Genomic DNA, 24163 nt, shown 5'->3' with positions numbered 1-24163 from the left:
GCAAGCCAGGACGATCAGTTTGGGCAAGGCACCGCGCAGGTGGGCGCGGTGCTCCGCCCAAAGAATGCAGCCGACCACACCGGCCAGCACGATCCAGGCGATGCCGGCGCGTGAACGATGCAATGGCTGCAAGGACTGAAATCGCAGCAGGGCTCGCTGGACTGGGAGCCGGTATCGGCGACCTTGTCACTCACCTTCTTCGCAGACGCAATGGGCTTGCTGCCGTGCTTGCCAGCCGCAGATGCAAGCGTCTGGCGATGGCCGACATCATCGACCTTCTGCTGGCGCGCTTGCGGCTTGGAGACAAATGCGTCGGGGCACATCATCGACCTGGCAATGCTTGCGGTGACGGGCACGAGGACCGCCACCAAGCAAAGAAGCCAAAAGCCGATGAGTTTCATGCGCTCGTCAAGAAGAAGTGCATGCATTGAAACAAAGGCAAGCAGCGCGGTCTACCTAGGGAGTTTCCCCGCTTCTCTTGACATTTACAGCAACTATTGGGCACCACTCACCAAGCGTGTGCAGGTGGCACTTCTTTGGGGCCCTCAACACCATTTCGGCCACGTGGCTGCTATGTCTGGGAGGCTACCCACAACGCCGCTGCGAGGTGACTCGCCTCCCTCTGGATCCTCGCCCCTCAGTGAGTGCAATGGAGCTCGGCACTAGCAATGCAGGCTTCGTTCCCCGTCAGCAGCCGACCCAAACCGCTGATCCGTCATCAGTCGTGCGCACGGCGCACTCACACCATCATGAAGAACCTCATCGCTATCCTTCTCACGTGCTTGACGACCATTGCTACGCATGTTTCGCCTAGGCGGAGCTCGACCGCCACATCAAGAAGTGATGGCCTTCATCGACGCGCAGCGCGAGCACTTCGGGGTCGAGCGGGTCTACAAGGCGTTGCAGATCACCCCGTCGGGCTATTGGCGCCGCACGGCACACTAGCACCGCCTGGCGCTGCTGCCTGCGCGAGTCCTGCGCGATGCAGTCCTGGTCGAACAAGTGCAGCGCGTGCATAGCGCTAACTTGCAGGTCTACGGCTACCGCAAGGTCTGGAGGCAGGTGCGCCGCGAGGGCACGGCGGTGGCGCGCTGCATGGTCCATCGGCTGATGCGGCTCAAAGACCTGCAAGGCGCAAGTCGTGGCAAGCGAGCTCGCAGCACCGTACCGTGCGCCGAAGTGCCCTGCCCGCAAGATCGGGTGAAACGGCAGTTCCATACAGACCGGCCGAACCAGCTCTGGGTCAGCGACTTCACCTATGTCTCGACTCGGCAGGGCATGGTGTATCTGGCACACGTCAGGGGACAGAGGTGGCTCAGAAAATTCACCAACGCGCAGCATCGTCGTCGCTTTGGTTTACCCCTTGGTTTACCCACGCAGAGCAATCTCGACGAGGCGAAAAAAAGAGCTACGGCATTTCTGCTGTAACTCATTGATTTACTTGATGAATCTTGGTCGGGGCGGCGGGATTCGAACTCGCGACCCTCTGCTCCCAAAGCAGATGCGCTACCAGGCTGCGCTACGCCCCGACTAAGACCGCTATTCTAGCCTGGTTTTTTACTCGCCCCCGAGACTTATCTGCTCGACCCGCTCGGTGCAGTCCACCAAGCGCCCTTGGCCAGTGATGAAAGCGGTGCGCACCGGCTCGCCCGGCTGCAGCCTCAGCACGGCCTCGCGGTAGCGCCGCAACTGCTGCAAATAATCAGGATTGTTCTGCGGCGCGGGATGCAGCTTGTAGTCGAGCACCCACCAGATCGGCGCCTGTCCGGAGCCGGCATGGCGACAGACCAGCCGGTCCAGACGCATGTCCTGACCCTGCCAGCTGACCGGCACCTCGTTGCCGGCCCACAGCAGGGCCGGCGCATCGAAGAACGGCGCGCACTCGGCGCTGTCCAGGATGGCCTGCGCACTGCGCTCCAGCCGTTCGCTGCGTTTGGCATCCAGGCCGTACATCTGCGCGGCGGCCGCCAGCAGACGCGGCAAGGGCTGAGCTGTCGCGCTCGGACCGCTGGCCCATTCCAGCACCCGGTGCAGCGCCTCGCCCAGCGCCGCGCTGTCGTCGACCACGGCAGGCCCCTGCCCCATCTCGACGACCGGCACGACAGCGCGCGGCGGCGCCAGTGGCAGGGTCTTGAGCTGGAACGGCGCGGCCGCCGCCGCAGACTCGCCCACAGCCTCGACCGTCACCTGCAAGGCCATCGCCAGTGGCTGCAAGCGGCTCCACCAAGTGGCGTTGGCCGGCTTGCGCTGCGACGGGGTGCGACTGAGCACCAGGCGCGAGCGGGCCCGCGTCATCGCGACATAGAGCGCGTTCAACTCCTCGCGCTGGCGCTGCTCGCGCTCGTCGTCGAGCAGCGGCTGCAGCGAGGGCGGCGGCCGGCTCTCCGAGGCCAGGAAGGCCACCACACTGGGCGCCGACTCCTGCACCGGCCAGGCGATCGCCAGGCTGCTGCTCTCGGCGCGGGCCGGCCCGGCCTCGCAGTCCATCAGGAACACGACACGGGCCTCCAGCCCCTTGGCGCCATGCACGGTCAGCAGCTGCACCGCCTCGGGTTCGGCCGGTGCGGCCAGCTTCAAGGCGCGGCTCTTCAGCGCGCGCACAAAGCCGTAGAGGCTGGCGTAGCGGCCGCCATCGAGATCCAGCGCCAGGGCCAGCAAGGCCTCGACCGCATGCAGTCGAGAGCGCCGCTCGCTGGGCGGCACGGCACAGGCCAGCCGCACCATCAGGTCGCCCTCGAAGACGATGGCGTCCAGCAGGTCATGCGGGCTGCGTTCGCCGGCCAGCCGCTCCCAGCGATTCAACAGCTCGCGGGCGCGCCGCAGCGCCGGGGACAGGTCTTGCTCGTCCGCCAGCGTCAGCGCTGCCCACCAGGCCATGCGCGCCGCTTCCTCGGGCCGCGGCCGGCCCAGCCAGTCGGCACTGCCCGAGCAGGCGGCCAGCTGCAACAGATCGGCCTCGCTGGCGCCGAACAAGGGGCTGCGCAGCGCATGGGCCAGCGACAGGTTGTGCCCCGGCGAGGCCAGCGCATCGAGCAGGGCCAGCAGATCGCGCACATCGGGCGAATCCAGCAGCGCCATGTCCTCGGGCGCCACATGGGGCAGGCCGCGCGCCTTCAAGGTCTGCGCCAGCACCCGCAGGCCCTCGCGCTTGCGCGCCAGCACATAGATCTCGCCGGGCTGCACGCCTTCCTCGCTCAGCAGCCGCGCGATGCAGCCGGCGATGCGCTGCGCCTCGGCAGCGCGGCGGTGCAGCTCGGGCTCGTGGCGCGCCTGGCTGAGGCTGGGGCGCCAGGCTGGCAGCTCGTCGCCAGGCGTGTCGGCGATGTCGTTGTCGACACCGTCATCATCGATGAAGAACACGCCGTCCAGCGCCGAGGCGGCACCCGCCTCGGTCGTGTGCGGGCGAAAGCCGCTGTACTCCTGGGCCCGGCTGGCCGCATCGAAGGCCGTATTGACGGCGGCCAGCACCGGCGGCGCGTTGCGGCGTGTGTGGTCGCAGGCCAGCACCGTGCCGGCCAGGCCGTCGCGGACGAAATCGCGCGCGGCCGCGAACACGCGCGGCTCGGCGCGGCGGAAGCGGTAGATGCTCTGCTTCGGATCGCCGACGATGAAGACCGAGGGCGGCCGCTGACCGCTGGCGCCGCCACCGGCGCCGACATAGCCGGCCAGCCAGGCATAGAGGGCATGCCATTGCAGCGGGCTGGTGTCCTGGAACTCGTCGATCAGCAGGTGGCGGATCTGGGTGTCCAGCCGCTCCTGCACCCAGCCGGCCAGCGGCGCATCGCTGAGCAGGGCCAGCGCGCCGCGCTCCAGATCGTTCATATCGACCAGGCCGCGGGCGCGCTTGAGCGCCTCGAACTCGTCCAGCAGGCACAGCGACAGCTGGCACATCTGCAGATGCCAGCCCCGCGCCTGGTGCTGGGCCAGTGCCAGCTTCAGGCGCTCCAGCCGCTCGATGGCCGACTGCAGCTCCAGACTCTCGCCCAGGTTCTTGCGCGGCGTGCCGGTCGCGGTGAACAAGGCCTCGATGACGGCCTCCACCGCCTGCTCATCCGGCAGGCTCAGGCCTTGCTCGATGGCTACTGCGGCCTTCTTGGGCGTGGCGTTCTTGGCCTGGCCCAGCACCCGCGCCAGCGTCGCCAGATCGGCCCGCAGCGCCGCGAAAGCCTCCAGCGGATGCGCCAGGCCGGCGAACTCGGGCGCGACGCTCGCGGCACCGGCCACGCTGTCATGCAGGCGTCCGGCCTGCGCGGCCAACCGGATCTCGACCCGTTTCGCAAAGGCCGACGCCAGCCAGCTCAGCACCCTGTTGCGCCCCTGCTCGAACACCAGGGCCTGATAGGCCGCCAGCAGCGCCTGGTCGGCCAGCACGGCCGCATGAAAGCGCTGCCACAGCTCGGGCATCAGCTCGCTCTCGTCCTCCAGCAGCTGCAGCTCGGGCGCGATGCCCTGGGCCTCCAGCAGCTCCAGCGGCGCGGCGCGCAGCAGCTGCGAGAACCAAGCGTGGAAGGTACGGATCTCGACCATGCGTCCGGCCTGCAAGAGCTGCTGCTGCAGACCGGCCAGCGCCGGGGCCAGCGCGGCCGCTTGCTCGGCCGGCATACCGCGCTGGACCAGCGCTTCGCGGCGCTGCGCCTCGCTGCAGTGCGCAAACTCATCCAGCCATTCACCCAGGCGTTGGCGCATCTCGCCGGCAGCCTTGCGGGTGAAGGTGATCGCGACGATGTCCTGCGGCTGCGCGCCCTCCAGCAAGGCCCGCAGGATGCGCGACACCAGCATCCAGGTCTTGCCCGCGCCGGCGCAGGCCTCGACGACCACGCTGCGCTGCGGATCGCAGGCCAGCGCATAAAAGCGTTCGCGCGCCACCGGGGCGCCGTCGCAGGTGTAGGCCGCTTGTTCTTGCATCACAGTGCCGCTCCGGCCCAGTCATCACGGCGGCACAGGCCGCGCATCTCGCAATAGGCGCAGGCCATGCCCTCGCCCAGCGCCGGCAGCGGCGCACCCCCATGCAGGGCCAGCAAATCGTTCTTCAGGCCCCAGAGCAGCAGCTCGGCGCTGTCGCTCACATCCGGATGCGGCACAGCGGCGATGCCCTTGGCATCGTCCAGCGCCAGATACAGCGCCTCCAGGCCCGGCGGCCCGGCGGGCTCAGCCGCACCCTGCATCAGGGCCGCATAGACGGCCAGCTGCGTATCCTCGGCCGGATCGGCCACTTTGGCTTTCAGGCCCGCGACGCTGCCGGTCTTGTAGTCGACCAGCAGGCGCGTACCGCCCGAGACATCGACACGGTCGAGCCGGCCGCGCAGCCGCAGGTCCTGCAGCACCGCGCCGCCGTCGGCATAGGGCAAGACCTCGCGCTCCAGCTCGCCCGCCGCGTAGTGCACGCCGGCCGCCTCCTGCTCGCGCAGCCAGGCCAGATAGCGCGGCACAAAGCGCGCAAAACCGGCCGAGAAGGGCAGGAACTCGGCCGCAGACAGGCCCAGGGCCTGCATCTGCTCGATGGCCGCGCGCTGCAGTAGCGCTTCATCGTCATTGCCCTGAGTCGGCGCCAGCCGCTGCTGGTGAAACTGATGCAGCACCGCATGCAGCCAGCTGCCGTAGTCGCGCTTGTCGGCCTCGGCCTCCAGCTCGGCCTGCTCGCGCAGCCCCAGCAGCACGCGGGCGAAAAACTGATAGGGGCAGTTGCGCAGCGACTCGACCGCGCTGGCGCTCAGTGCCGCCGGCAAGCGCCCCCCGGCGTGGGCCTGGGCGCGTTGCAGCGGCTGCGGCTGCAGGCTCAGCCGCTCGCGCCGGTCCTGCCAGGCAGCGATGGGTTCATGGCCGGCAGCTTGCAGCGCCAAGGCCAGGCGCTCCAGCAAGGGGCTGGCGGCCAGCGGCTCGCTGCCCTTGCTGCGACAGCGCAGCAGGGTCAGGGCCGGGGCGCGCAGCAGCTGGGCAAAGGTCAGGGCCAGGGCCGCTCGCTTGTCCTCGATGCTGGGCAGGCCCAGTTCGCGCGCCAGCGTGTCGCTGAGCAGGGCCGGCCCGGCCGGCACCGGCCCCAGGGTCTGGGCATCGGTGCCCGGCAGCACGACGGCGCCGAAAGGCCGCAGCATCGCGCGCGCCAGCGGCGTGATCATCACCATCACCTCGCCCAGCGGCGGCGGCACATACTGCGCCGCTTCCAGGCTGGCGTCGACCCAGGCCAGGAAGTCGGCCATGCTCAGCTGAGCCTGCTGCAGCACCGCCTCGTGAGCCGAATCGGGCCAGGGTGAGCGGCGCAGCCACAGCGCATCGAGCAAGGCCTCGCCGGCATCCTGGGCCTCGATCAGCGCCTCGGCGCCGAGCAGCTGCAAGACCTCTTTCAGCGCCGCCAGCCAGTCGGCCAGGCTGCGCAAGGCCGCGCCGGCCGACAGCGGCTGCAGGCATTGCCGCGCAGCCTGCCACAACCGGGCGCTGGCCGGGCTCAGCAGATCGGCGCGCACCGCCGCCGGCGCGGACCAGCCGCGCGCACGGCAGCGGGCTTCCAGAGCCGTCAGCGCGCCCGAGCCGGCCGCATCGCGCAGCCGAGCCGCCAGCGCGCATTTCAGGAAAGCCAGCCATTCATCCAGGCTGGCCTGGCCGCGCGCGGTGCGCAGCAAGGCCATCAGCTGGGCGGCGGGCGGCGTGGTCGCCAGGGTCCAGCCGGTTTCATCGGCAATGCCCAGTTGCTGGCGCTCCAGCAGCGCGCGCACCCGGCGTATCAGCACCCGGTCCTGGGCAATCAGCGCGACCGGGCTGCGGCCGGCCTGCAGATGCCCGAGCACGGCGGCCGCGCTGCTTTGCGCCAGATCCTCGAAGTCCTCGCACAAGGCCTGCTCCAGCGGCCCCAGTGGCGGGCTGGCCGCAAACACTTGATCCAGTGCCAGATCGGCGCACAGGCGTAAGCAGGGCAGGCCCACCGCCTCGGCCCGCTCCAGCAGCGCCTCGGCCAGTGGGTCCGGGCCACCGCACTGCAGATGCAGCCAGGCGCTGGGACGCAAGTCGAACAGCGCATCGGTGGGCGGCACCCGGGTGTCGGCCGCCGCCCATTCCAGCGCCACCAGGGCCAGCGCCCGCTCCAGACCGCCAGGCCCGGTGCTCTGCAGGGCCAGGCGCGCCTGCTGCCACAGCAGCTCGCGCGCCTGCGGCGAGCGCTGCGCGGCCGCCCTGGCCCAGGCATGGGCGGTCTCGACCAGGCGCTGCACGGCCAGATCGAAAGCCCGGGCATCGCGGGCGCGCAAGGCCTGGGCCCAGCTTTGCGACTGCAGCAGGCCGCGCGCGGCCAGGCCATCGATCGCCGCATCGAAGCTGATCTGCTGGGCCTGCGGCAGCGGTGTCGGGCCCAGCGCGGCGGCCAGGCTGTGGGTGGTCTCGATGCGCGGCTGCCAGCGCGAAAGCTGCATCCAGGCACGCCGCGCCGGGGCCAGGTGTTGCGCGAAGGGCAGCAGCAGCACGGCATCGCGCGCCGCCAGGCCCTGGCCTTCCAGCCAGGCGGCGGCCGTCTCGGCCAGTCGGAGCCAGAACTGGGCGGCGCCATGGCCGGCATCGAGAGGGAACAGGTGGCGTGATGACAAGGGCTTGAGAATGAAGGCTGCGCCCGGATATGGGCCTTGTGACCGGCCGCAATCCTGCGGCGGGGCTTTGTGTCAGAATCATTGTGCCTCTGATGCCGCCTACGCGAAGTCGGCCAGCCAAGGACAACCCATGAGCAGCGAACTGATCAAACATATTTCCGACGCGTCTTTTGAAGCCGACGTGATCCAAGCCGACAAACCCGTGCTGGTGGATTACTGGGCCGAGTGGTGCGGCCCTTGCAAGATGATTGCGCCCATCCTCGACGAGGTCTCGACCTCCTACCAGGAGCGCCTGCAGGTCGCCAAGATGAATGTGGACGAGAACCGCGAGGTGCCGGCCAAGTTCGGCATCCGCGGCATCCCGACCTTGATGCTGTTCAAGGGTGGCCAATTGGCCGCCACCAAGGTCGGCGCTTTGTCCAAGGCCCAGTTGACGGCCTTCCTGGACGCTAACCTATAATGATTGCAACCTGTTCGGCGCGGTCGGTGTTCCAAACGCACCGACCGCACTGAACAGCAGACTGCCAACACGCCCGACCTGACCAGGTTCTGGCGCGTGGACTCGGCGCCCAAGCTCCCGCGTATGTCTTTCGTCTCGTTCATGCACCGATGCTGTCGGGCTTGAATGCAGTGCTTGCCGCCGAAGTATTTGTCCGTGGCCCTTGGCAGGGCCTGGGACGACTCTCAGGGTATTCACCCATGCACCTTTCAGAACTGAAAGCGCTTCACGTTTCCGAGCTCATCAAGATGGGCGAGGAGCTGGAAATCGACAACGTCGCTCGGCTGCGCAAGCAGGAGCTGATGTTTGCCATCATGAAAAAGCGCGCCAAGGCCGGAGAGCAAGTCTTCGGTGATGGCGTGCTGGAAGTGCTGCCCGATGGCTTCGGCTTCCTGCGCTCGATCGAAGCCAGCTATATGGCATCGACCGACGACATCTATCTGAGCCCCAGCCAGATCCGCCGCTTCAATCTCCACACCGGCGACATGATCGAAGGCGAGGTGCGCGTGCCCAAGGATGGCGAGCGCTACTTTGCCCTGGTCAAGGTCGACCGCGTCAACGACGCGACGCCCGAGGAGAGCAAGCACAAGATCATGTTCGAGAACTTGACGCCGCTATTCCCGCGCGAGCAGTTCAAGCTCGAGCGCGACGGCGTCAAGAGCGAAGAGAACATCACCGGCCGCATCATCGACCTGATCGCGCCGATCGGCAAAGGCCAGCGCGCGCTGCTGGTGGCCCAGCCCAAGACCGGCAAGACCGTGATGATGCAGCAGCTGGCGCATGCGCTGGTGGCCAATCACCCCGACTGCCATCTGATCGTGCTGCTGGTCGACGAGCGTCCGGAAGAAGTGACCGAGATGCTGCGCACCGTGCGTGGCGAGGTCATTTCCTCGACCTTCGACGAGCCGGCCGCCCGCCATGTGCAGGTCGCCGAGATGGTGATCGAGCGGGCCAAGCGCCTGGTCGAGATGAAGAAGGACGTGATCATCCTGCTGGACTCGATCACCCGCCTGGCACGCGCCTACAACAACGTCCTTCCTTCATCGGGCAAGGTGCTGACCGGCGGCGTGGACGCCAACGCGCTGCAGCGACCCAAGCGCTTCTTCGGCGCAGCCCGCAAGATCGAGGAAGGCGGCTCGCTGACCATCATCGGCACGGCCCTGGTGGAAACCGGCAGCCGCATGGACGAGGTGATCTACGAAGAATTCAAGGGCACGGGCAACTGCGAAATCCATCTGGATCGCCGCATGGCCGAGAAGCGCGTCTACCCTTCGATCCTGATCAACAAGTCCGGCACCCGCCGCGAAGAACTGCTGCTCAAGCCCGAGATCCTGCAAAAGAGCTGGATCCTGCGCAAGCTGCTCTACCCGATGGACGAGATCGAGGCGATGGAGTTCATCCTCGACAAGATGAAGTCCACCAAGAACAACCTCGACTTCTTCGACATGATGCGTCGAGGCGGTTAAAGAGCTCGGTTCTGCAGGACTTCATGGCACCGCTTTGGCGGTGCGCGAACGCCACCTTCGGGTGGCGTTCCTACTTCAGGCTATAATCCGCGTTTTTCCGCTGTCGGAAAGTGCGTCGCATGGTGCGGCGTGGCTACCGGCACTGCAGCGAGAGGTCTCTCATGAAAGACGGCATTCACCCCAACTACCGCGAAGTGGCCTTCGTGGACCAATCCAACGGTTTCCAGTTCATCACGCGCTCGACCGTGCAGACCAAGGACTCCGTGACCCTGGAAGACGGCCGCACGCTGCCCCTGGTCAAGCTGGAAACCACCAGCGAGTCGCACCCCTTCTACACCGGCCAGCAAAAGAGCATCGACAATCTGGGCGGTCGCGTCGAGAAGTTCCGCAACAAGTTTGCGCAGTTCAAGAAGTAAAGACATCGCCGCTTGCGCGGCGGTCCAGCAAAAGGCAGCTCAGGCTGCCTTTTTTCATGGCGCCGGAAGAACCCAGGTTCTGCGGCATGATGCGCACCGAGACAAACCCGTAGAAGAATCCCGCGCGTGAACCTGCCCAACCCCGCCATCGTGGCCGAACGCGGCGCCCAGCGGCTGCCGCGCCTGGCCCTGCTGCTGTTCTGTGCCGCCTATGTGATTCCCGGCTTGTTCGGCCGCGACCCCTGGCGCAATGCCGACATGACGGCCTTCGGCTTCATGGCCAGCATCGCGCAAGGCCATGCCCCCTGGTGGCAACCGGCGATCGCCGGCATCCCGGCCGAGGGCGGCCTGCTGCCCTACTGGATAGGCGCGGCCTTCATCAAGGCCCTGCCCTGGCTGGACCCGGCGCTGGCCGCGCGTCTGCCCTTCGGCCTGGCCCTGGTGGCCGTGCTGGTGCTGGTCTGGTACACGACCTTCCATCTGGCACGCACCGATGCGGCCCAGCCGGTGGCCTTCGCCTTTGGCGGCGAGGCCCATGCGATCGATTACGCGCGTGCGCTGGCCGATGGTGCGCTGTTGGCCCTGGTGGCCTCGCTGGGCCTGCTGCTGCTGGGCCATGAAACGACGCCCGAGCTGATGCAGTTGCTGGCTTGCAGCCTGTTCATCTACGGCCTGGCGGCCGCGCCCTACCGCGAGACCAAGGCCCGCATTGCCGTGCTGCTGGCCCTGCCGCTGCTGGCCGCCAGCGGCGCGCCGGCGATGGCGGCAGCGCTGGGGGCCGGTGGCGCCTGGCTGGTGCGCCGCTCCAGCTATGAGCAGGTGCGGCGCTTGCTGCCCTGGCTGCTGGTGGCGGTGGCCCTGGGCGCGCTGAGCGCCTGGGAATTCCGTGGCTGGGCCTGGCGCGTCGCGGTGGACGGCCATGCCAAGGACCCGCTGCGTTTCGTCAGCCAGCTCGCCTGGTTCTGCTGGCCGGCCTGGCCGATGGCGCTGTGGACGCTGTGGCGCTGGCGGCGCCATTGGCAGCATCGCCATGTCAGCGTGCCGCTGCTGGGCGTGCTGGTGCCGCTGATCACCAGCCTGCTGATGAATGGTTCGGACCGCGCGCTGCTGCTGGCACTGCCGGCGCTGGCGGTACTGGCCAGCTTTGCGCTGCCGACGCTGCGGCGCAGCGTCGCGGCGGCGATGGACTGGTTCTCGGTGTTCTTCTTCAGCGCCGGCGCGCTTTTCGTGTGGGCCTACTACGCCTCGATGCAGGCCGGCTGGCCGACCCAGCCGCTGGCCAATATCCGCAAGCTGGCGCAGGGCTTCGAGCCCAGCTTCCATCCGCTGGCGCTGGCCGTGGCCCTGCTCGGCACGGCGGCCTGGATCGCGCTGGTGCGCTGGCGCACGGCCCGCCACCAGCATGCGCTATGGAAAAGCCTGGTGCTGCCGGCCGGCGGCGTGGCCCTGCTGTGGCTGCTGGCGATGAGCTTGTGGTTGCCGCTGCTGGACTATGCGCGCAGCAATCGTGCACTGATCGAGCGGCTGCGCAGCCAGTTGCCCACCGAGTTCAACTGCCTGGCCGCACCGGGCCAGCCGATGTCGCTGCTGGCCTCGCTGGAATTTCAGGGCGGCTGGGTGATCGAGGCACGCCGGCCGCTGGCACAGAGCAGCTGCCAGTACGCGCTGCTGCAGAACGATACCCAGGTAACGCTGCCCGAGGGTTGGAGCCAGGTCGGCACCGTGCGCCGCCCGACCGATCGGGTGCAGCACTACCTGGTGCTGCGACGGCTCTGAGACATCCTCAGGCCTGGGCGCGCGGCATCGCCGCCTCGACGCCCACCTCGGCCTCGCCACCGGCCACCCGCACACGCACGGCCGGCAGCACCAGGCGAAACTTCGAGCCCTTGCCGGGTTCGCTCTGGATGTGCAGTTCGCCGCCATGGCGCTGCGCCACATGCTTGACGATGGACAGGCCCAGGCCGGTGCCGCCGGTCTCGCGCGAGCGGCTGCCATCGACACGGTAGAAGCGCTCGGTCAGACGCGGCAGATGCTCGCGGGCAATGCCCGGGCCGGTGTCGCAAACGCTCAGCTCGCCGCTGCCATCGGTCTGCAGGCGCCAGACCACATCGATGGCGCCGCCGTCCGGCGTGTAGCGCACCGCATTGGTCACCAGATTGGCGGCCGCGCTGAGCAGCTCGGGCTCGACGCCGGCCACATCGGCATGGGTCTCGGTCTGCACGCTGATCTGGTGCCGGCCCGAGGACAGCGCCTGCGCATCCGACGCAACGCGGTTCAGCAGGCCGTCCAGGCTGACCCAGCGGTCCGGCGCCGGGCGCGGGCTGCCTTCCAGCTGGGCCAGGGTCAGCAGATCGCTGACCAGGGTCAGCATGCGCTGGGTCTGCTGGCCCATCAGGAAGAGCACGCGCTTGCGCTCGGCCTCGGTCAGCGGCAGCGAGCTCATGGTCTCGATGAAACCGGTCAGTACCGTCAGCGGCGTGCGGATCTCGTGCGAGACATTGGCGACGAAGTCGCGCCGCATGCTCTCCGCGCGCTCGCGCTCGGTGACATCCTGCGACAAGACCAGCCGCATGCCCTCACCATAGGAGCGCACCACCACCGACAAATTGCCGGCACCGCGGGTGTTGCCCAGCATCAGCGGCTCGGCGTACTGACCCGACTGCAGATAGCTGACAAAGGCCGGTGAGCGCACCAGATTCGTGATTCGCTGCTGCAGATCGCGCTGCGGATCGAGCGCGAAGTGGTCGGCCGCCACCTTGTTGCACCACTGGATATGGTCATGCCGATCCAGCATCAGCACGCCATTGGGCGAGGCCTCGATGGCCGACAGGAACTGCGAGAGCTGCAGACGCTCGCGATCGATGACGCGCTCGCGCTCGCGCACCGCGCGTTCGATGCGATAGCCCAGCTCGCCCCAGAAACCGGTGTCACGCGGCGCGGCGCCTTGCTGGTTGCCGCGCAGCCACTGGATCAGCCGATGGCCGCGCAATGAGTCGACCAGCACCAGCACCAGCACCGCACTGCCCGCGCCCAGGACCTCCCCCAGAAATGGCGCCTGCGACCAGCGCCCCACCCACACACCGACCAAGGCTCCCAGAGCCACGGCCAGGGTGGCCAATGCAATACGCGGCAGCAGCCAGTTCACTGAAACTCCAGTTCCTGGCTCAGGCGGACAGCGCGCTGGCCTGTTGCGTCAGCCGGTAGCCCGCACCGCGCACCGTCTCTATCATGCGTGCGCAGTGCACCCGCTCCAGCGCCTCACGCAGGCGCTTGACATGCACGTCCACCGTGCGCTCCTCGATGAAGACATGGTCGCCCCAGACCCGGTCCAGCAGCTGCGAGCGGCTGTGCACGCGCTCGGGATGGGTCATGAAGAAGTGCAGCAGGCGGAACTCGGTCGGGCCCAGCTTGACCTCGACACCTTCGCGACTGACGCGGCGCGTGCCCGGGTCCAGGCTCAGGCCGCTGATCTCGACCACCGAATCCAGCGCCTCGGGCGCCTTGCGGCGCAGCACCGCACGGATGCGAGCCAGCAGCTCATTGGTCGAGAAGGGCTTGGTCAGATAGTCATCGGCGCCGGCATCCAGCCCCGAGACCTTGTCGGTCTCCTCGGCCCGCGCGGTCAGCATGATGATGGGCAGCTCCTTGGTGCGCACCGCACCGCGCCACAGCCGCGCCAGCGCCAGGCCCGACTGACCCGGCAGCATCCAGTCCAGCACCACCAGGTCCGGCAGCACCCGATCCACCTCCAGCTGCGCCTGATCGGCACTGCCGGCGATCGTCACATCGAATCCGGCATGACGCAGATTGATCGAGATCAGCTCGGCAATCGCCGATTCGTCTTCCACCACCAGGATACGGCTCATATTGTTTTCCTTCTGCTCCGGGCCTCAGCGCACCATGGTCTCAACCGCCTCGGGCGTGTTGTGACGCACATCGGTGCCTTTGACCACATAGATGATGACCTCGGCCAGGTTCTTGGCATGGTCGCCGACGCGCTCGATCGCCTTGGCGACGAAGACCATGTCGATCGAGGTGGAGATGGTGCGCGGGTCTTCCATCATGTAAGTGATCAGCTTGCGCAGCAGGCCATCGAATTCCTTGTCGATCTGGTCGTCCTGCTTCAGCACTTCCAGCGCCTTCTCTACATCCAGACGCGCGAAGGCATCCAGCGCCTTGCGCAGCAGGGCCACGGCCAGATCGGCCTCGAAGGCCAGGTCCGACATCGGCAGGCGCAGCCGGCTCGAGACGCCGGAGTTGATCAGGCGCTGCACGGTGCGGGCAATGCGCGCGGCCTCGTCACCGACGCGCTCCAGATTGGCGATGGTCTTGGAGATCGCGATCAGCAGGCGCAGATCGCGGGCCGTGGGTTGACGGCGCGCGATGATGCTGGACAGATCGCGGTCGATCTCCACTTCCATCGCGTTGACGCGCTCCTCGGTCTGCAGCACGACGCTGGCGATCTCGCCGCTGAAGGAGGTCAGCGCGTTGACCGCCTGCGCCACCTGGGCCTCGACCAGACCGCCCATTTCCAGCACGCGGGTCGAGATGCCGCTCAGCTCGGCATCGAATTGGGTTGAGAGATGCTTGTCGCTCATGGTGTGTCTCCCTGGCTCAGCCGAAGCGGCCGGTGATGTAGTCTTCGGTGTCCTTGCGCTTGGGCTTCATGAACAGCTCGGCCGTCGGGCCGAACTCGATCAGGTCGCCCAGGTACATATAGGCCGTGTAGTCCGAGCAGCGCGCGGCCTGCTGCATGTTGTGGGTCACGATGGCCACCGTGTAGTCGCTCTTGAGCTCGTGGATCAGCTCCTCGATCTTGCCGGTAGAGATCGGGTCCAGCGCCGAGCAAGGCTCGTCGAGCAGCAACACCTCGGGCTTGATCGCGATGCCGCGGGCGATGCACAGACGCTGCTGCTGGCCGCCGGAGAGGCCCGAGCCGCTCTGGTTGAGCTTGTCCTTGACCTCGTTCCACAGCGCGGCTTTTTTAAGCGCCCATTCGACCCGCTCATCCATCTCGACCCGCGGCAGCGTCTCGAACAGGCGCACGCCGAAGGCGATGTTGTCGTAGATCGACATCGGGAACGGCGTCGGCTTCTGGAACACCATGCCGATCTTGGCGCGCACCAGCGAGACATCGTCGCGGCTGGTCAGGATGTCATTGCCGTCCAGCAGGATCTGGCCTTCGGCGCGCTGCTCGGGATAGAGCTCGAACATGCGGTTCAGCGTGCGCAGCAGGGTGGACTTGCCACAGCCCGAGGGGCCGATGAAGGCGGTGACCTTCTTTTCCGGAATGTCCAGATTGATGTTCTTCAGGGCATGGAAGTTGCCGTAATAGAAGTTCAGGTTCTTGACCGAGAGCTTGGCCCGCTCTGTGATGGGCATGTCGACTTTTGCGTCCATGGTGGTTAAGCCCTCTTAATGCTTGTTCTTGAAGAGCACGCGCGCCAGGATATTCAGCAGCAGCACGCCAATGGTGATGATGAACACGCCCGCCCAGGCCAGCTTCTGCCAGTTTTCGTAGGGGCTCATCGCGAATTTGAAGATCGTGACCGGCAGGCTGGCCATCGGCGCACTCAGGTCCGAGGTCCAGAACTGATTCGACAGCGCGGTGAACAGCAGCGGTGCGGTCTCGCCAGAAATGCGAGCCAGGGCCAGCAAGATGCCGGTCAGCACGCCGGCGCGGGCCGACTTCAGGGTCACCGACATGATGACCTTCCACTTCGGCGTGCCCAGCGCGTAGGCCGCCTCGCGCAAGGCATTCGGGATCAGGCTCAGCATGTTCTCGGTGGTGCGTATCACGACCGGGATCACAATCAGCGCCAGCGCCAGGATGCCGGCAAAGCCCGAGAAGCTCTTCATCTTGGCGACCACGACCGCGTAGATGAACAGGCCGACGACGATGGACGGCGCCGACAACAGGATGTCGTTGATGAAACGCACGGTGCTGCCCAGCCAGGTCTTCTGGCCGTACTCGGCCAGGTAGACACCGGCCAGCACGCCAACCGGTGTGCCGAGCAAGGTGGCCAGACCCACCATCACGGCCGAGCCGAAGATGGCATTGGCCAGGCCGCCGGTCTCGGCCTGCGGCGGCGGGGTCATCTCGGTGAAGGTGGCCAGCGCCAGGCCGCCGATGCCCAGACGCACGGTCTCGAACAGGATCCACAGCAGCCAGAACAGGCCGAAGGCCATCGCGGCCAGCGACAGGGTCAGCGCGATCGCGTTGACCCGCTTGCGCTTGGCATGCATGGCCAAGCGCTTGGCATCCAATGCGGTGGTGCTGGCACTCATGAGCGCGCTCCCTCGTTCTTCTTCAGTTGCGACAACAGCACCTTGGAGCAGGCCAGCACCACGAAGGTGATGAAGAACAGCACCAGGCCCAGATAGATCAGCGAAGCCTGATGCAGGCCCTCGCCGGCCTCGGCGAACTCATTGGCCAGCGCCGAGGTGATGCTGTTGGCCGCCTCGAACACCGACAGCGAGTTCAGCTGGTTCATATTGCCGATCACGAAGGTGATGGCCATGGTCTCTCCGAGCGCTCGGCCCAGGCCCAGCATGATGCCGCCGACCACGCCGGTCTTGGTATAGGGCAGTACCACCTTCCAGACCACCTCCCAGGTGGTGGCGCCCAGGCCGTAGGCGCTTTCCTTCAGCATCGGCGGCGTGACCTCGAACACATCGCGCATCACCGAGGCGATGAAGGGAATGATCATGATGGCCAGGATGATGCCGGCCGACAGGATGCCGATACCCACCGGCGGACCCGACACCAGCGCGCCCAGGAAGGGCACACCGCTGAGCATCGCCTGCAGCGGCTGCTGCACATAGGTGGCCAGGATGGGTCCGAACACCAAGAGGCCCCACATGCCATAGACGATGGACGGCACGGCGGCCAAGAGCTCGACCGCGACGCCCAGCGGCCGACGCAGCCAGTTGGGCGAGAGCTCGGTCAGGAACAGCGCGATGCCGAAGCTCACCGGCACCGCGATCAGCAGCGCGATGAAGGAAGTCATCAGCGTGCCGTAAATCATCACCAGGCCGCCGAACTTCTCCTGGACAGGATCCCATTCGCTGGTCCACAGAAAGCCCAGGCCGAATTCCTGGATGGCCGGCGCCGCGCCGATCAGCAGCGACACGATGATGCCCACCAGCAGGGCCAGCGTCAGCCAGGCGGCGCTGTGCGCGAGCAGCGAAAACACGGTGTCGGCCCAGGGCGCGACACGGCGACGCGGTGGCGGGCTGCCCTGGGGCTGGACCCGCTCTGCCGGACGATCACCGGACTCGAAGTTGTTGGCTGGGAGTATTGCGGCCACGGGGCCTCCTGGGAATCAGGCGTTGAGAAGTCGGCGGCAGATTCGACAACAGCCCGACAGCGTTGTTGACTGCCGGGCCGTTGCGACTGCTCAGTACAGAATCACTTGTAAGCGATGGCCTTGCCCGAAGCGTCCTTCAGGTTGTCGGCCCACTGCTTGCGGATCAGATCCTTGACGCTGGCGGGCAGCGGCACGTAATCCAGGTCTTCGGCCATCTTGTCGCCGCTGCCGAAGGCCCAGTCGAAGAACTTCAGCGAAGCGGTGGCGCTGGCGGGCTTGTCCTGGTTCTTGTGCATCAGGATGAAGGTGGCGCCGGTGATGGGCCAGCTGTCCTTGCCGGGCTGCTCGGTCAGCACCTGGTAGAAGCTCTTGGTCCATTCAGCACCGGCAGCCGCGGCCTTGAAGGCGCTGTCATCCGGATTGACATAGGCGCCGGACTGATTCTTCAGCTGCACATGCGACATCTTGTTCTGCTTGGCGTAGGCGTACTCGACATAGCCGATCGAGTTGGGCAGACGGGTCACGAAGGCCGACACGCCCTCATTGCCCTTGCCGCCGGCGCCGGTCGGCCAGTTCACGGCCGTGCCCTCGCCCACCTTGCTCTTCCACTCGGCATTGACCTTGGACAGGTAGTTGGTGAACAGGAAGCTGGTGCCCGAGCCGTCGGCGCGACGCACCACGGCGATGGCAGCGTCCGGCAGCGCAACGCTGGGATTCAGCGCGGCGATGGCCGCATCGTTCCACTTGGTGATCTTGCCCAGATAGATGTCGCCCAGCAGCTGGCCGGTCATCTTGATCTGGCCCGGGGTGATGCCCTTGATATTGACCACCGGCACCACACCACCGATCACGGTGGGGAACTGGATCATGCCGTCCTTGGCCAGCTCATCGTCCTTCAGCGGCGCGTCGGAGGCACCGAAGTCCACCGTCTTGGCCTTGATCTGGCGAATGCCGGCACCCGAGCCGACCGACTGGTAGTTGATACGCGCGCCGACCGCCTTGTTATAGGCATCGGCCCATTTGGCATAAACCGGCGCAGGGAAGGATGCACCGGCACCGGTCACGTCCTGGGCCATGGCCAGCGGGGCCAATGTTGCAGCGGCCGCAAAAACAAGACCCTTGCTCAAATGTACGAAGTTCATGAGTTACCTATCGCAGTGCTTGGTTGACGATGGGTGTCATCCTATGACTTGAATGTGACGAGTCGGTGACAGCAACAGGCGCTCGTGAAGTCTCTCCAGACCCGCCCAAGGCGTCAACGCCATTGTCACAATCAATTCACCCGTCTGTCACATACCCTGCCTACAGTCCGTGCCGCTGGGCCTGATGCCCTGGACCGGAGACCTCGAGATGAACAAACCCACCCAATTCCTGGCCCTGGCCGCCCTGGCTCTGGGCCTGAGCGCCTGCGCCACCGCACCGGCGCCGGCCCCCCTGGCCGACACGCTGGGCCGCGATCCGCAGCTGAGCACCTTCAACCGCCTGGTCGACCAGGCCGGCCTGCGCGACAGCCTGCGCGCCAGCGGCCCGCTGACCGTGTTCGCGCCCAGCGACGAGGCCTTCAAGGCCGTGCCGGCCAAGACCCTGGAGGCGCTGGCCCAGGACAATGCCCAGCTCAAGGCCGTGCTAAGCTATCACATCCTGAGCAGCCAGCTGAGCGCCGCCGAGATCAAGCCCGGGAACGCCAAGACCCTGCAAGGCGCCAATGTGGCCCTGGCCAAGGCCGGCGATTTCGTCACCGTCGAAGATGCGATGGTGCAGCGCGCCGACATCAAGGCCACCAACGGCGTGGCCCATGTGATCGATCGCGTGCTGATGCCACCGAAGAAGTAAGCAAGGCCGACCCCAGAAGAAAGCCCCCGCAGCCTGCGCTGCGGGGGCTTTTGTACATCAGGGAGCTCAGAGCTTGACGGCGTCCACCAAGCGCTGCGCACATTGCTGGGCCAGTTGGGCATCGCTGGCCTCGACCATCACGCGCAACAGCGGTTCGGTGCCGGAGGCGCGGATCAGCACCCGGCCTCGCGCCCCCAGATCGGCCGTCACCTCGGCCTGCTCCTGGGCCAGGCGGGCATTGCTCTTCCAGTCCTGACCGGGCTGCAAGCGCACGTTGATCAAGGTCTGCGGGAACAGTTCGACTCCGGCCAGCAGCTCGGCCAGGCTGCAGCCGCTGCGGCTGACCGCCTGCAGCACCAGCAAGGCGCTGACAATGCCGTCGCCGGTCGTGTGCTTGTCCAGCGCCAGCAGATGGCCCGAGCCCTCGCCGCCAAGCTGCCAGCCACGCGCGGCCAGCTCCTCCATCACATAGCGATCCCCGACCTTGGCGCGCACAAAGTCGACATCGCGCGCCTTCAAGGCCAGCTCGACCGCCATATTGGTCATCAGCGTGCCGACCGCGCCGGGGACGCGCTGACCCTGGCTGAGCCGGTCGGCCACCATCACATAGAGCAGCTCGTCACCGTTGTAGAGCCGGCCTTGGGCATCGACCAGCTGAAGGCGGTCGGCATCGCCGTCAAGCGCGACCCCGTAGTGCGCGCCATGCTCTTTGACCGCCTTGACCAGGGCGGCCGGCGCGGTGGCGCCGAAACCGGCATTGATATTGAAGCCATCGGGGCTGCAACCGATCGAGATGACCTCGGCGCCCAGTTCGTGGAACACATCGGGGGCGACGTGATACGCCGCACCATGGGCCGCATCGACGACGATCTTCAGACCGCGCAGGCTCAGGTCGGAGCCGAAGCTGTTCTTGCAGAACTCGATATAGCGGCCACGCGCATCCTGCAACCGCCGCGCCCGGCCCAGATTGGCCGAATCGACCCAGGACGGCGCTTCCTCCAGCGCCTGCTCGACCGCCAGCTCCCAGGCATCGGGCAGCTTCTCGCCCTTGGACGAGAAGAACTTGATGCCATTGTCCGAGAAGGGATTGTGCGAGGCGCTGATCACCACGCCCAGCTGCTGACGCAACGCACGGGTCAGATAGGCCACGCCGGGCGTCGGCAGTGGCCCGGTCAGCCAGACATCGACACCGGCCGAGGCAAAACCCGCCTCCAGCGAGGATTCGAGCATATAGCCCGAGATCCGCGTGTCCTTGCCGATCAGCACGCTGGGGCGCGGCATCTCCTTGCGCAAGACCCGGCCGACCGCATGACCCAGGCGCAGCATAAAGTCGGGCGTGATCGGCGACTGGCCCACGGTGCCGCGGATGCCATCGGTTCCAAAATACATACGGCTCATTGGGAGCATCTCCTGGAATTCTTAGTGGGCGCTATTGTCGTTCAGGCCGGGCCCCTGGGCCGCAGCCCAGACCTTCAAGGCGTCGCTGGTGGCCGCGACATCGTGCACACGCAGGACACGCGCGCCACGGGCGACGGCCACCAGGGCCGCCGCCACACTGGCCGGCACCCGCTCGTCGACCGCCCGCCCGGTGACCTTGCCCAGGGCCGCCTTGCGCGACCAGCCGATCAGCAGCGGATAGCCCAGATCGAGCAGCCGGGCCTGATCGCGCAGCAGCTCGAAGTTCTGCTCCGAGGTCTTGGCAAAGCCATAGCCCGGATCCAGGCAGATGCGCGCCGCCGCAATGCCGGCATCGCACGCCGCCTGTGCTCGTGCGGCCAGAAAGGCCAGCACCTCGCCCGCCAGGTCCTGATAGTCGGTCAGGCCCTGCATCGTGCTGGGCTCGCCGCGCATATGCATCAGGCAGACGCCGGTCCGGGCTTGCGCGGCCAGCAGGGCCAAGGCCCCCGGCCCCTGCAAGGCCTGGATATCGTTGACGATGTCCACCCCCAGATCCAGCGCGCGGCGCATCACCTCGGTCTTGCAGCTATCGACCGAGATCGGCACCCCCAGGCTCAGCGCGGCTTTGAGCACCTGCTCGATGCGCGCCCATTCGTCCAGCGGCGCGAGGCTTTGGGAGCCGGGCCGGGTCGACTCGCCGCCGATATCGAGAATGTCCGCCCCTTCTTTCACCAAGCGCTCGCAATGCGCGATCGCGCTGCGCGTCTCGCCATGCTGGCCGCCATCGGAAAAGGAATCGGGCGTGACATTGACGATGCCCATCACACGGGGGCGGCTCAGATCGATCGCATAGCGGGTGGTCTGCCACAGCATGGGTAAGCGCTCTTCGGAATTGGAAACGGGGCCGTCTCTGCAGACGGCCCCGTTGGACATGCGTCGAAAAATCAGGCTGCTGCCGGCGCGCTATCGGCGTTGACGGCCGGGGGGGTGCCATCCGGCTTGTTGCCACCGGACGGCGGTGTCCAATCCTTGGGCGGGCGCGGCGGCTTGCCGCCCATGATGTCCTCGATCTGGTCTGCGTCGATGGTTTCCCATTCCAGCAGCGCCTTGGCCATCGCGTGCATCTTGTCGGTGTTGTCCTCGATCAGCTTGCGAGCAATCGTGTACTGCTCGTCAATGATGCGGCGGATCACCGAGTCCACCTTGCGCATGGTTTCTTCGGACATGCTGGTGGTCTTGGTCACCGAGCGGCCGAGGAAGACCTCGCCCTCGTTCTCGGCATAGACCATTGGGCCTAGCTCATCGGTCATGCCGTAGCGGGTCACCATATCGCGGGCGATCGCCGTGGCACGCTCGAAGTCGTTCGACGCACCGGTGGTCATCTGGTTCATGAACACTTCTTCGGCAATCCGGCCGCCGAACAGCACCGAAATGGTCGAGAGCATGCGCTCCTTGTCCATGCTGTAGCGGTCGCCCTCGGGCAGCTGCATCGTCACGCCCAGCGCACGGCCGCGAGGAATCACAGTCACCTTGTGGACAGGGTCGGTCTTGGGCATCAGGCGGGCGACCAGCGCATGACCGGCCTCGTGGTAGGCGGTGTTCTTGCGCTCTTCCTCGGGCATGACCATGGACTTGCGCTCGGGGCCCATCATGATCTTGTCCTTGGCCTTCTCGAAGTCGACCATCTCGACCACGCGGCCACTGCGGCGCGCGGCGAACAGGGCCGCCTCGTTGACCAGATTGGCCAGATCAGCACCGGAGAAGCCGGGCGTGCCGCGGGCCAAGATGTCGGCGCGGATGTCCTGACCGACCGGCACCTTGCGCATATGCACATTCAGGATCTGCTCACGACCACGCACATCCGGCAGGGTCACATAGACCTGGCGATCGAAACGCCCTGGGCGCAGCAGTGCGGGGTCCAGGATGTCCGGACGGTTGGTCGCGGCCATCACGATGACGCCGAGATTGGTCTCGAAGCCGTCCATCTCGACCAGCATCTGGTTCAGCGTCTGCTCGCGCTCATCATTGCCGCCACCCAGGCCGGCACCACGATGGCGACCGACCGCGTCGATTTCGTCGACGAAGATGATGCAGGGGGCGCTCTTCTTGGCCTGCTCGAACATGTCGCGCACGCGGGCCGCGCCGACGCCGACGAACATTTCAACGAAGTCCGAGCCCGAGATGCTGAAGAACGGCACCTTGGCCTCGCCGGCGATGGCCTTGGCCAGCAGGGTCTTGCCGGTGCCCGGAGGGCCGACCAGCAGCACGCCGCGCGGGATGCGACCGCCCAGCTTCTGGAACTTCTGCGGGTCCTTCAGGAAGTCGACCAGCTCCTTGACCTCTTCCTTGGCCTCGTCGCAACCGGCGACATCGGCGAAGGTGGTGGAGTTGTTGGCCTCGTCCAGCATGCGGGCCTTGCTCTTGCCGAAGCTGAACGCACCGCCCTTGCCGCCGCCCTGCATCTGGCGCATGAAGTAGACCCAGACGCCGATCAGCAGCAGCATCGGGCCCCAGCTGACCAGCAGGCTCATCAGCAGCGACGGTTCCTCGCGCTGCTTGACATCGAACTTGACGCCGTTGTTGATCAGGTCACCCACCAGACCGCGGTCCAGATAGGTGGCATTGCTGCGCAAGCGCTTATCGTCATTGGTGATGGCGATGATTTCGGTTCCACCACTGCCTTCTTGCAGGGTGACCTGCTTGACTCGCTTGGCGCGCACTTCCTCAAGGAAGTCGGAGTAACCGATCTGGTTGCCCTGAGCCGCGCCCCGATCAAACTGCTTGAAGACGGTGAACAGCACCAGGGCGATCACCATCCAAACAGCTACCTTCGAGAACCACTGATTGTTCACCGCGACTCCTTAATTCCAAACACGCTGAGTCGCACCAACGACGACTCTTGCACGGCATATGGGGTTGATTCTATTGCAGTCAAGCCCTGCACTTGATTGGCTTTCCCATGCAGGGCGATAGAGATTGCCAAGCCTGACACTCATTTCAGACCGATACCGATCAGAAAAGTCTCGGACGAGCGGTCACGCGAGGCCTTGGGCTTGAGGGTCTTGACCTTTTTGAAGCCCTTCTTGAAGGCGTCCAGCAGCTGGTTGTAACCGCTGCCGTGGAAGACCTTGGCCACCAGCGCGCCCTCGGGCTTCAAATGCTGCTGCGCGAAATCGATGGCCAATTCGACCAGACCGGCCACACGCGCCGAATCCACGCCCTCGATGCCGGATAGATTGGGCGCCATGTCCGAGACCACAAGATCGACCGGCCGGCCGGCCAGCGCGGCCTCCAGCTGCTGCAGCACCGCCTCTTCCTGAAAATCGCCCTGGATGAAGTGCACGCCCTCGATGGGCTCGAAGTCCAGCAGATCCAGCGCAATGATGGTGCCGTTGAGCGCCCCCACCGCCGCGCCGCCGACACCCGCCTCCTTGGGTGCGAAGCGTCGACGCAGGTACTGACTCCAGGCACCGGGCGAGGCCCCCAGATCGACGACCACCTGACCCGGGTGGATCAGCTTGAGCTCTTCGTCGATCTCCTTGAGCTTGTAGGCCGCGCGGGCCCGAAATCCGTCCTTCTGCGCCAGCTTCACATAGGGATCATTGATATGCCCGTGCAGCCACGCCTTATTGACCTTTTTACTTTTTGTCTGAATTTTCATCTTGCACCG

General features: G+C 66.3%; 20 protein-coding genes, 1 tRNA gene, 1 pseudogene and 1 other annotated feature. Of the genes and pseudogenes, 7 read left to right on the top strand and 15 right to left on the bottom strand.

Going from position 1 to position 24163, the window contains the following annotated elements; translation table 11 throughout:
• The coding region (locus O5M90_RS28595; RefSeq protein ID WP_440402531.1) for a DUF2933 domain-containing protein at nt 1-90 on the bottom strand (90 nt) is incomplete at its 3' end.
• 20 nt (nt 91-110) lie between these two features.
• Here O5M90_RS28595 and O5M90_RS28590 point away from each other — a divergent pair.
• Complete coding sequence (locus O5M90_RS28590) at nt 111-431, top strand: hypothetical protein (protein ID WP_440402533.1); 321 nt, start codon at nt 111-113, stop codon at nt 429-431.
• Nucleotides 432-798: 367 nt separating this feature from the next.
• Nucleotides 799-915: a sequence feature (AL1L pseudoknot), on the top strand.
• Nucleotides 805-1299 (top strand): annotated as a pseudogene (locus tag O5M90_RS28585) (IS3 family transposase); the annotation flags it as partial. Its footprint overlaps the feature before it by 111 nt.
• 153 nt (nt 1300-1452) lie before the next feature.
• Here the strand turns inward: O5M90_RS28585 and O5M90_RS28580 are convergent.
• From O5M90_RS28580 to O5M90_RS28570, 3 genes are all read right to left on the bottom strand, one after another.
• Nucleotides 1453-1529, bottom strand: a tRNA-Pro gene (locus O5M90_RS28580).
• A 28-nt stretch (nt 1530-1557) separates the two neighbouring features.
• Entirely contained in the window at nt 1558-4905 is a 3348-nt protein-coding gene (locus O5M90_RS28575) for a UvrD-helicase domain-containing protein (protein ID WP_332909500.1), read from the bottom strand.
• Entirely contained in the window at nt 4905-7571 is a 2667-nt protein-coding gene (locus O5M90_RS28570) for a PD-(D/E)XK nuclease family protein (RefSeq protein WP_440402500.1), read from the bottom strand. Before O5M90_RS28570 ends, O5M90_RS28575 begins: the two co-directional genes overlap by 1 nt.
• 130 nt (nt 7572-7701) lie before the next feature.
• On the opposite strand from O5M90_RS28570, the gene trxA reads away from it, so the two are divergent.
• From trxA to O5M90_RS28550, 4 genes are all read left to right on the top strand, one after another.
• On the top strand, nt 7702-8031 hold the full coding sequence (gene trxA, locus O5M90_RS28565; protein ID WP_137945598.1) for a thioredoxin TrxA: 330 nt from the start codon (nt 7702-7704) through the stop codon (nt 8029-8031).
• A 239-nt stretch (nt 8032-8270) separates the two neighbouring features.
• Nucleotides 8271-9536, top strand: a complete 1266-nt coding sequence (gene rho / locus O5M90_RS28560; protein WP_137945597.1) for a transcription termination factor Rho — start codon at nt 8271-8273, stop codon at nt 9534-9536.
• 161 nt (nt 9537-9697) lie between these two features.
• Nucleotides 9698-9952 carry a type B 50S ribosomal protein L31 gene (locus tag O5M90_RS28555; RefSeq protein WP_137945596.1) on the top strand — a complete coding sequence of 85 codons (255 nt, stop codon included), beginning with the start codon at nt 9698-9700 and terminating at the stop codon, nt 9950-9952.
• Nucleotides 9953-10078: 126 nt separating this feature from the next.
• Nucleotides 10079-11728, top strand: coding sequence for a hypothetical protein (locus O5M90_RS28550; RefSeq protein ID WP_269840661.1), 1650 nt, complete (start codon nt 10079-10081; stop codon nt 11726-11728).
• A gap of 7 nt (nt 11729-11735) precedes the next feature.
• Here O5M90_RS28550 and phoR read toward each other — a convergent pair whose 3' ends face one another.
• From phoR to pstS, 7 genes are all read right to left on the bottom strand, one after another.
• Nucleotides 11736-13097, bottom strand: coding sequence for a phosphate regulon sensor histidine kinase PhoR (phoR, locus tag O5M90_RS28545; RefSeq protein ID WP_262973775.1), 1362 nt, complete (start codon nt 13095-13097; stop codon nt 11736-11738).
• A gap of 19 nt (nt 13098-13116) precedes the next feature.
• Entirely contained in the window at nt 13117-13818 is a 702-nt protein-coding gene (gene phoB, locus O5M90_RS28540) for a phosphate regulon transcriptional regulator PhoB (RefSeq protein ID WP_262973776.1), read from the bottom strand.
• A gap of 24 nt (nt 13819-13842) precedes the next feature.
• Entirely contained in the window at nt 13843-14550 is a 708-nt protein-coding gene (phoU, locus tag O5M90_RS28535; RefSeq protein WP_262973777.1) for a phosphate signaling complex protein PhoU, read from the bottom strand.
• Between the two features lie 16 nt (nt 14551-14566).
• Complete coding sequence (pstB, locus tag O5M90_RS28530; RefSeq protein ID WP_137945591.1) at nt 14567-15352, bottom strand: phosphate ABC transporter ATP-binding protein PstB; 786 nt, start codon at nt 15350-15352, stop codon at nt 14567-14569.
• A 15-nt stretch (nt 15353-15367) separates the two neighbouring features.
• Entirely contained in the window at nt 15368-16240 is an 873-nt protein-coding gene (gene pstA, locus O5M90_RS28525; RefSeq protein ID WP_269840662.1) for a phosphate ABC transporter permease PstA, read from the bottom strand.
• Nucleotides 16237-17253, bottom strand: a complete 1017-nt coding sequence (gene pstC, locus O5M90_RS28520) for a phosphate ABC transporter permease PstC (RefSeq protein WP_269841086.1) — start codon at nt 17251-17253, stop codon at nt 16237-16239. The genes pstA and pstC overlap by 4 nt, the downstream gene beginning before the upstream one ends.
• A 110-nt stretch (nt 17254-17363) precedes the next feature.
• The gene (gene pstS, locus O5M90_RS28515; protein ID WP_269840663.1) at nt 17364-18404 is read right to left on the bottom strand and encodes a phosphate ABC transporter substrate-binding protein PstS; all 1041 of its coding nucleotides are present in this window, start codon (nt 18402-18404) and stop codon (nt 17364-17366) included.
• Between the two features lie 208 nt (nt 18405-18612).
• Between pstS and O5M90_RS28510 the strand changes: the two genes are divergently transcribed.
• Entirely contained in the window at nt 18613-19095 is a 483-nt protein-coding gene (locus O5M90_RS28510; protein WP_262973780.1) for a fasciclin domain-containing protein, read from the top strand.
• Between the two features lie 66 nt (nt 19096-19161).
• Here O5M90_RS28510 and glmM read toward each other — a convergent pair whose 3' ends face one another.
• The 4 genes from glmM to O5M90_RS28490 form a co-directional block, all read right to left on the bottom strand.
• Entirely contained in the window at nt 19162-20493 is a 1332-nt protein-coding gene (gene glmM, locus O5M90_RS28505) for a phosphoglucosamine mutase (protein ID WP_269840664.1), read from the bottom strand.
• Between the two features lie 21 nt (nt 20494-20514).
• Nucleotides 20515-21366: a dihydropteroate synthase gene (folP, locus tag O5M90_RS28500; RefSeq protein WP_269840665.1), complete on the bottom strand. Its 852-nt coding sequence runs from the start codon at nt 21364-21366 to the stop codon at nt 20515-20517.
• 71 nt (nt 21367-21437) lie between these two features.
• On the bottom strand, nt 21438-23345 hold the full coding sequence (gene ftsH / locus O5M90_RS28495; RefSeq protein WP_137945584.1) for an ATP-dependent zinc metalloprotease FtsH: 1908 nt from the start codon (nt 23343-23345) through the stop codon (nt 21438-21440).
• 140 nt (nt 23346-23485) lie between these two features.
• Nucleotides 23486-24154 (bottom strand): RlmE family RNA methyltransferase, encoded by a 669-nt coding sequence (locus O5M90_RS28490; RefSeq protein ID WP_262973783.1) that lies wholly within the window; start codon nt 24152-24154, stop codon nt 23486-23488.
• Nucleotides 24155-24163 lie beyond the last annotated feature (9 nt).

The sequence above is a fragment of the Paucibacter sp. M5-1 genome, from assembly GCF_027498415.2.
GTDB lineage: Bacteria > Pseudomonadota > Gammaproteobacteria > Burkholderiales > Burkholderiaceae_C > Roseateles_E.
The sequence above is the reverse complement of the archived record's forward strand: the minus strand, read 5'-3'. Positions and strand labels throughout refer to the sequence as shown.